This is a genomic window from Cryomorpha ignava (assembly GCF_010686655.1).
In the GTDB taxonomy this organism is placed as follows: domain Bacteria; phylum Bacteroidota; class Bacteroidia; order Flavobacteriales_D; family Cryomorphaceae; genus Cryomorpha; species Cryomorpha ignava.
This window is the reverse complement of sequence record NZ_JAAGVY010000104.1, coordinates 1-2635: the sequence shown is the minus strand read 5'-3', so window position 1 is coordinate 2635 and position 2635 is coordinate 1. Positions and strand designations below refer to the sequence as shown.

At 34.4% G+C, this 2635-nt stretch carries 2 protein-coding genes; both read left to right on the top strand.

Annotation, left to right across the window (positions count from 1 at the left end; translation table 11 throughout):
• Positions 1-288 precede the first annotated feature (288 nt).
• Positions 289-1593, top strand: coding sequence for a tyrosine-type recombinase/integrase (locus G3O08_RS20525; RefSeq protein ID WP_163287322.1), 1305 nt, complete (start codon positions 289-291; stop codon positions 1591-1593).
• On the top strand, positions 1593-2375 hold the full coding sequence (locus G3O08_RS20520) for an FRG domain-containing protein (protein WP_163287321.1): 783 nt from the start codon (positions 1593-1595) through the stop codon (positions 2373-2375). Before G3O08_RS20525 ends, G3O08_RS20520 begins: the two co-directional genes overlap by 1 nt.
• The last annotated feature ends 260 nt before the right edge of the window (positions 2376-2635 follow it).

Below are 2635 nucleotides of genomic sequence, written 5' to 3'. Positions count from 1 at the left end.
ATAGCAGTCTCTACTATCGTTTTACTTTTTTTTATACATCATATTGATTTTTAAGATTGGTATAAATCTAAGAAAACGTATTTTGAGCTCCGAAAAGCTTCCGACCGCAGGGAGGATTCGTTCAACACCGTGTATAATTAATGGCTAGTTCGAGCTTGCTTACGAAAATCCTTACGGATTTTCTATCTAGTGTTTATTTGCTAAATTAGGTGCTTAAACACGCCACTAATCATACACAATTCCGTTATCGGTTATGCTAAAACGACCGACACAAATTGACAATATAAGATGAGACAAAGACATTTATCAAAGGATATCGAAACAGAATTTTTATCTGCACTCAAAAAAAAGTACTCAGATAGGACTGTTGACCTTTATAGAAACAACTTAGATGTTTTCTCTCAATTTCTTGCATTGTCTAGTAAAAGTATCCAAGATGCAAACTACAATGACATTGTTGAATTTCTCGACAATTTAAAATCCAAAGGAAGGTCAAGCCAAACTAGAAATCAATACTTGGCTTCATTACGATTTTATTACAATAATTTAAAAGGTAAAAAATTCCCATTTGAAACATATAACATTCAAAGAAGCTATGTAGGTGAAACACCTGTTCATATTCCTGAAGAAGAACTTATAGAAATAATTGCAGCAGCTGAAAGTTTTCGGGACAGAATGTTAATTTGTTTGACCTACGGCTCTGGGCTGGAATTAGGAGAACTAAGAGAACTCAAACCAACAGACATTAATTTCAACAACAGAACAATAAAAGTTCGTGGAAGAAAAAGTATGTTCACAACGGTTTTAGCAGAAAACCTTGTTGAAGACTTGAAAGAATATATAAAGGAATATAAGCCAACAAAATACTTGTTTGAAGGCCAAAAGAAAGGAACAAAGCTTTCTGATAATGGTGTGAGATGGACCTTAAATCAAGCTCTCAAGAAGACTGGAATAGTTAAGCACTATAAATTCAAAAATTTAAAATATTCATTCATAAAACACTTACAACACCGTGGTTATGATTTACTTTCCATATTAAAACTTGCTGGTAATTCGAGTGAAGCGACAGCTTACAAGTATCTAAAAATGGATACGAGAGAAGATATGCTAAGAGTTAGTCCGCTTGATTTAATTATGAAGCCAAAATCCGCTTCAATAAGTACTTTAAAATTGTCTAAGAAGGTAAGTCAACTTTCCAATGAAGATGAAAAAAATTACCTCCTTGAAGCTATTCAATGTTTTGATAGTGGTGCATTACGTGCTGGAATAGTAATAACTTGGATTGCAGCAATGAGAAATTTACAAAACAAACTTTTAAAATATCACTCATTACACTCTATAAATACTGCAATTGAAAAACACGTTAGAGAACCAAAACCCATTCGGAGTATAACTGATTTTGCTTACATATTAGAAGGAGTTCAGTTAAAAGCAGCTTGCGACCTTGGACAGATTGAAAAAAACGAAAAACTTGTTTTAGAAAATTGCTTGGATTTAAGAAATAACTGCGGACATCCTGGACAATATAAACCAGAAGAGTATAAAGCGTTGGCATTTTTAGAAGACCTCTTAACAATAATATTTGACAAATAGTGAAAGTAACAAACGAACATACAATTCAAAGTATCAACGAATACATTGATTTAATAGAGAACGTCAAGACTAACAATGTTGCAATCGGTAACAAGGCAGATTTAATATTTCGTGGGCAAAGTACAGACAAACCGCTATTACCAAAACTTGCTAGACTTACTTTGAATGGTGAAATGGCAATAATGGAAAAATTAATGCTTGATGAATTTAAGCGTGGTTCTCTTCCACTTACAGAATTCAAACCAGGAAACAATTGGGATTGGTTAGCATTAGCTCAACATCACGGCTTACCAACAAGACTTCTTGACTGGAGTTACAGTGCTTTAGCGGCTCTTTGGTTTGCTGTTCAAAACCCACCCAAAAAAGACGGTAAGGGAAACTTAGAAAATGGTGTCGTTTGGATTTTAGCAGGTTTAGTTAATGATTTTCGAACTAATACTGAAAAGACAGACCCACTTTCAAATAAGATAACCAAGATATTTCGTTCAACGGTCGTTTCAAGACGAATTTCAGCACAAGCAGGACTTTTCACAGTGCATAAAATTAATGAGAATGGCAAGATGATACGTTTTGAAACAAATCGTGAGTTCAAAAACAAATTAACGAAAGTCATTATTCCTCATAGTAAATTTTCAATTCTCCGCAGACAGTTACACGTTTTAGGCGTAAATAATGCAACAATATTTCCTGACATTGATGGGTTTTGCAGACACTTAGAATGGCGATTCTCGAAATACTCGGACGAACAAAATAGTAAGAATGAAAGAAGCACAAACCGATAACAGGCGTTTGGCAAAAAAGCGGGTTCAGTGGTTAATTGAACATTCTACCTCGTATCAACTTTTGTGGAGGGTTGACAGTTTAGTGCTTCGAAATCCGCTTCTTCGCCAAGCGCCAAACCGTTGGGGGTAATTAAAATATGAAACGTGCATTAGTCATACAATATTTATTAATAGCATTTCTCATTTCCTCATGTGTGACAATCTACAATAAGGATAAGCTCTCGATTAACAAGCTCGATGATAGGAATATTCCGATTCTT

What these genes read in the sequence shown, in the direction of transcription:
- G3O08_RS20525 (WP_163287322.1), top strand. Translation starts at nt 289, where the DNA reads ATGAGACAAAGACATTTATCAAAGGATATCGAAACAGAATTTTTATCT.